Origin of the sequence: Kocuria sp. CCUG 69068 (genome assembly GCF_020833785.1) — a bacterium.
GTDB classification, from domain to species: Bacteria; Actinomycetota; Actinomycetes; order Actinomycetales; family Micrococcaceae; genus Kocuria; species Kocuria rosea.
In genome coordinates, this window is sequence record NZ_PDDL01000164.1 from 1 (window position 1) to 5,249 (window position 5,249).

The 5,249-nt window shown below is 73.2% G+C and carries 4 protein-coding genes; all 4 read right to left on the reverse strand.

What is annotated here, in order from left to right; translation table 11 throughout:
* On the reverse strand, positions 1 to 487 hold a 487-nt coding region (locus CRM73_RS18085), incomplete at its 3' end, for a shikimate dehydrogenase (protein WP_370658568.1).
* Positions 484 to 1,707, reverse strand: coding sequence for an endolytic transglycosylase MltG (mltG, locus tag CRM73_RS18090; RefSeq protein WP_052133031.1), 1,224 nt, complete (start codon positions 1,705 to 1,707; stop codon positions 484 to 486). The genes mltG and CRM73_RS18085, both read right to left, overlap by 4 nt.
* Positions 1,704 to 2,396: a Holliday junction resolvase RuvX gene (ruvX, locus tag CRM73_RS18095; RefSeq protein ID WP_229588678.1), complete on the reverse strand. Its 693-nt coding sequence runs from the start codon at positions 2,394 to 2,396 to the stop codon at positions 1,704 to 1,706. The genes mltG and ruvX overlap by 4 nt, the downstream gene beginning before the upstream one ends.
* The gene (gene alaS / locus CRM73_RS18100; protein WP_109222651.1) at positions 2,393 to 5,089 is read right to left on the reverse strand and encodes an alanine--tRNA ligase; all 2,697 of its coding nucleotides are present in this window, start codon (positions 5,087 to 5,089) and stop codon (positions 2,393 to 2,395) included. Before alaS ends, ruvX begins: the two co-directional genes overlap by 4 nt.
* Positions 5,090 to 5,249 lie beyond the last annotated feature (160 nt).

Genomic DNA, 5,249 nt, shown 5'->3' on the forward strand with positions numbered 1-5,249 from the left:
CCGCGCGCCTTTCTCTTTTTTCGGAGCGCACGAAGACGTCCACGGAGGCGGCCCCGAGCCGCTGCGCGGCGGCGACGGCGGCCGTGGCCGTGCCGCCCCCGCCGAGGACGGCGGCCCGGGGGACGGCCGGCACGGTGCCCGCCGCGAGCACCGCGCCCACGATGCCGGTGACGTCGGTGTTGTGGCCGAGCACCGTCCCGTCCGGGCGGAAGAGCAGGGTGTTGACCGCGCCCACCGCCGCCCCGAGGACCGTGAGCTCGTCCGCGCACGCGGCGGCCACCGACTTCAGGGGCATCGTCACCGACAGCCCGCGCCAGGCGGGATCGGACCGGCGGGCGTCGACGAACGGCGGGAGCTGCTCCTCGACCAGGTCGTGGGCGTCGTAGTGCACGTCCTCGCCCAGCACCGCGTACGCGGCGCGGTGCAGGTCCGGGGACCTCGAGTGGCCGATGGGGTGGCCCACCACGGCGGCGCGGGCGGGACTCACCCGCACCGGCCCTCGTTCTCGCTGCACCACTGGTTGTACTCCTCCACGTACCCCAGGTGCTCCGCGTAGGTCTCGGCGAACTTCGTCTCGCCCGTGTCCAGGTCCACGGTCACCCAGAAGTAGTAGTCGTTGTCCTGCGGGTCGGCGGCCGCCGCGATGGCGGCGTCGCCCGGGGAGCCGATGGGGCCCACCGGCAGGCCGGGGTTGGCGAAGGTGTTGTACCGGTTGGACTCGTCGCGGCGCTCCTCCTCCGAGAAGTCGTAGCTGCGGCGGTCGAGGCCGTAGGTCACGGACGCGTCGGACTGGATGAAACCGGAGGTCTCGCCGTCGGGGTTCTCGAGCCGGTTCTCGATCGCGCCGGCCACCACGTCGTAGTGCTCGGGCTGGACCTCGAACTCGATGATCGAGCCGATGGTGAGCACCTCGAAGATCTGGTCCTCGTCGCTGATGCCGTTGTCGTCGAGGGTCGTGCGGGTGCGGTCCACCATCGTCTGCAGGATCTGCTCCGCCGTGGCGTCCAGCGGGAACCGGTACTCGCCCGGGTGCAGCCAGCCCTCGAGGGTGGGGAAGCGGTCCGGGATCCCGAACGTCGCCGTGTCCTCCCGGTAGGCCTCGAACTCGGAGACGGGGATGCCGGTGGACTCGCTGAGGACCCCGAACACGTCGGTCATGCGCAGGGTCCGGTTGACCGCCGCGTAGTGGGTGGCCTCGTCCTCCTCCATGAGCGCGTCCACGGCGGCCTCCGAGCTCATCTCCGTGCGCAGCTCGTACTCGCCCGGCTGGATGAACTGCTCGGCGTGCTCCTCCTGGTAGGTCTCGACGAACGTCTCGGCGTCCGCCACGATCCCCTGCGCCTCGAGGGCCACGGCGATCTGGCCGGTGGTGGCGCCGTCGGCCACGGAGAAGGTCACGGGGTCCTTGCCGTCGCCGCGGTAGTCGCGGACCTCGAACCACCGGAAGGTGGAGCCGAGCACGGACACCGTGATCAGCGCGGCGAGCAGGAACAGGGCGATGGCCGTGGTCAGTGAGACGCGGCCGCGGCGCCGGCGCCGCTTGACCTGCTCGGGGGTGAGCTCCTCGTGCTCGAAGACGCCGCGCAGGCCCGTGGAGGGCTCCCTCGAGGACGGGGCGTCCAGGAGGCTGCCCAGACCGCCGCCGGACGACTCCCGGGGCGCCTCGGGTCGGCGGGGCGCCGACTGGTCGTACGGATCGTCGCTCACGAATGCTCTCCGTCCGGATCGGTGGTCGTCAACGGTGCCGTCCGCGCCCGGTCGGGCGCTCCGGCGGTGTCCTCGGCGGTGTCCTCGGCCGTGTTCCCGGCTCCGGTGGACGACTCCCCGCGGCGGGCCGCGGCCGGACCCTGCCCGTCGCGGTCACCCCCATTATGCGGGACGGCGGGTGCCGCGGCGCCGGGGACCGGCGGTTCCACCGGCGCGCCGGGCTCCGCCCCGGTCGCCCTGGCCCGGTCCACGGCGCTCTGGAGGATGGTGGCCGCGGCCACCTGGTCGACCTTGTCCATGTGGTCGCGGCGGGCGACCCCGGCCTCCAGCAGCGCCCGGTGGGCGTCCACGGTGCTGAGGCGCTCGTCGACCAGCCGCACCGGCACGTCGCGGCCCTTCACGCGCAGCCGCCGCACGAGGGCCTCCGCGTAGTCGCGCGCCATCGCGGTCGAGGCGTTCTCCCCGCCGTCAAGGCTGCGGGGCAGCCCCACGTAGACGGCGACGACGTCGTGCTCCTGGACCAGACCGGCCAGCAGCTTCACGTCGAAGCCCTTCCGGGGGTCGGGGTCGCGCCGCAGCGTGGTAAGCGGCGTGGCGAGGATGCCGTCGGGGTCGCACAGGGCGACCCCGACGCGGACGAGGCCGACGTCGACCCCCATCCGCCGTCCCCGGGCGTAGGCGTCGCTCACGCGGCGGCGCCGCCCGTCGCCCGGGCGATGTCGGCCAGCACCGCGTCCAGGGCGGCCCCCGTCTTGGCCGGGTCCTGCCCGCCGCCCTGGGCGATGTCGTCCTTGCCGCCGCCGCCGCCGCCGAGGACCTTGGCGGCCGTGCGCACGAGCCGGCCGGCCTGCACCCCGGCCGCGCGGGCGCCCTCGGTGGTCGCCACGAGGACCAGGGGACGGCCCTTGGCCGTGCCCGTGACGGCGACGACGAACGGCTCCGCCGTCATCCGGCCGCGCAGGTCGAGGGCGAGCGAGCGGACGTCGTCGGCCCCGGAGACCTCGCCCATGTCGTGGGTCAGGACCTTTACGGCGCCGACCTCCCGCACGCCGTCGAGCAGGGCGCCGGCCTGCGCCTGGAACTTCTCCCGGCGCAGGACCGCGAGCTCCTTCTCGGCCGACTTCAGCTTCTCGAGGGTGCCCGCCAGGCGCTCGGGCAGCTCCGCGGAGGACTGCACCTTGAGCATGCCGGTGAGCTGGTGCACGAGGGTCCGCTCGGCCGCGAGGTGGCGGAACGAGTCCAGGCCCACGAGCGCCTCGACGCGGCGGTTGCCCGAGCCCACGGATTGCTCGGTGAGCAGGGTGAGGGAGCCGATCTGGGCGGTGCCGCCCACGTGCGTGCCGCCGCACAGCTCCCGGGACCAGGGTCCGTTCAGCTCGACCACGCGCACCCGGTCCCCGTACTTCTCGCCGAACAGGGACATGGCGCCCATGGCCTTGGCCTCGTCGAGGGCCATCTCCTGCGTGACGACCTCGTGGTTGGCGTGGATCGCCGCGTTGGAGACCTCCTCGATCTCCCGGCGCTGGGCCTCGGCGAGCCCCTCGCCCCACGCGAAGTCGAAGCGCAGGTACCCCTCCTTGTTGAAGGAACCGCGCTGGACGGCCTCGGGGCCGAGGATGTCGTGCAGGGCCGCGTGGACGATGTGGGTGCCGGTGTGGGCGGCCTCGGCGGCGCGCCGGCGGGCGACGTCCACCTGGGCGAGCACCGTGGCCCCGGAAAGGGCCTCGCCCTCGCGCACGACCGCCTGGTGCACGGACAGCCCCTTCACGGGCTGCTGGACGTCGGTGACCTCGAGCACGAAGCCGTCGCCGCTGATGGTGCCCCGGTCGGCGGCCTGGCCGCCGGCCTCGGCGTAGAACGGCGTCTCGTCGAGGACGACCTCGACGTGCTCCCCGGCCGAGGCTGCAGGGACGGTCACGCCGTCCTGCAGCAGGGCGCGCAGCACGGTCTCGTGGCCGAGCCGGGTGTAGCCGGTGAACACCGAGCCGCCCTCGTCGACGAGCCGGCGGAACACCGAGAGGTCGGCGTGGGCGCCCTTCTTGGCGCGGGCGTCCTGCTGCGCGCGGTGGCGCTGCTCCTCCATGAGACCGCGGAAGGCCGTCTCGTCGACCGCGACCCCGGCCTCCGCGGCCATCTCGAGGGTCAGGTCGATGGGGAAGCCGTAGGTGTCGTGCAGGGCGAAGGCCTCCGCGCCGGAGACGGCCTGGCCCTGGCGCCGGGCGCCGGCCACGGCCTCGTTGAGCCGGGTGGTGCCGGACTCGATGGTCTTCAGGAACGCCCGCTCCTCGGCGTAGGCGATCCGGGAGATCCGCTCGAAGTCCTCGGCCACGTAGGGGTAGACGCCGCGCATGGCGTCCCGGGAGGCGGGCAGCAGCACGGGCAGGCAGGGCTCGGTGACGCCCATCAGGCGCATCGCGCGGATCGCGCGGCGCAGCAGGCGGCGCAGGATGTACCCGCGGCCCTCGTTGGACGGGCTCACGCCGTCCGCGATGAGCATCAGCGAGGAGCGGACGTGGTCGGCGACCACGCGCATCCGCACGTCGTCGTCGTAGCCCTCCTCCCCCGGCTTCTCGGAGCCGTGGTAGCGCTTCCCCGAGAGCTCGGACGCCCGGTCCAGGACGGGGCGGACCTGGTCGGTCTCGTAGAAGTTCTCGACGCCCTGGAGCAGCATGGCCAGGCGCTCGACGCCGAGGCCGGTGTCGATGTTCTGCTCGGGGAGGTCGCCCAGGATCTCGTAGTCCTTGCCCGAGCCCTCACCGCGCTGGTACTGCATGAAGACGAGGTTCCAGATCTCGATGTACCGGTCGTCGTCGACGGCCGGGCCGCCCTCCCGGCCGTACCGGGGGCCGCGGTCGTAGAAGATCTCGGAGTCGGGGCCCGCGGGACCGGGCTGGCCGGTGTCCCAGTAGTTCTCGTCCCGGCCCAGCCGCTGGATCCGCTCGGCAGGCACCCCCACGGTGTCCTTCCAGAGCGTGTAGGACTCCTCGTCGCCCTCGTAGACGGTCACCCACAGCCGGTCCGGGTCCAGGCCGAAGCCGCCCTTCTCGAGCGGGCTGGTGAGCAGCTCCCACGCCATGGGGATGGCGCGCTCCTTGAAGTAGTCGCCGAAGGAGAAGTTGCCGGCCATCTGGAAGAACGTGCCGTGCCGGGCGGTCTTGCCCACCTCGTCGATGTCGAGGGTGCGGATGCACTTCTGGATGGACGTGGCGCGCCGGTAGGGGGCGGTCTCCTGGCCGAGGAAGTACGGGATGAACGGGACCATGCCCGCGATCGTGAACATGGCACCCGGCTGGGAGGAGATCAGCGAGGCGGAGGGCACCACGGTGTGGCCCTGGCCTTCGAAGTAGTCCAGCCAGCGCTTGGTGATTTCCTGAGAGAGCATTACCGGTGCTTTCCTTCGCGTTCGGTCGAGGGGTCGGTGGGCTCCGCCGCGGCCCCGGCCGCGCGGGGGGCGGCGGTGCCGTCGAGCACCGGCGGGGCGGTGCGACCGGCGTCGAGACGGCCGGTCTGCGGCCGGGGGGCGGCGACGCCGAAGGACTCGC

What these genes read in the sequence shown, in the direction of transcription:
- alaS (WP_109222651.1), bottom strand. Translation starts at nt 5,089, where the DNA reads ATGCTCTCTCAGGAAATCACCAAGCGCTGGCTGGACTACTTCGAAGGC.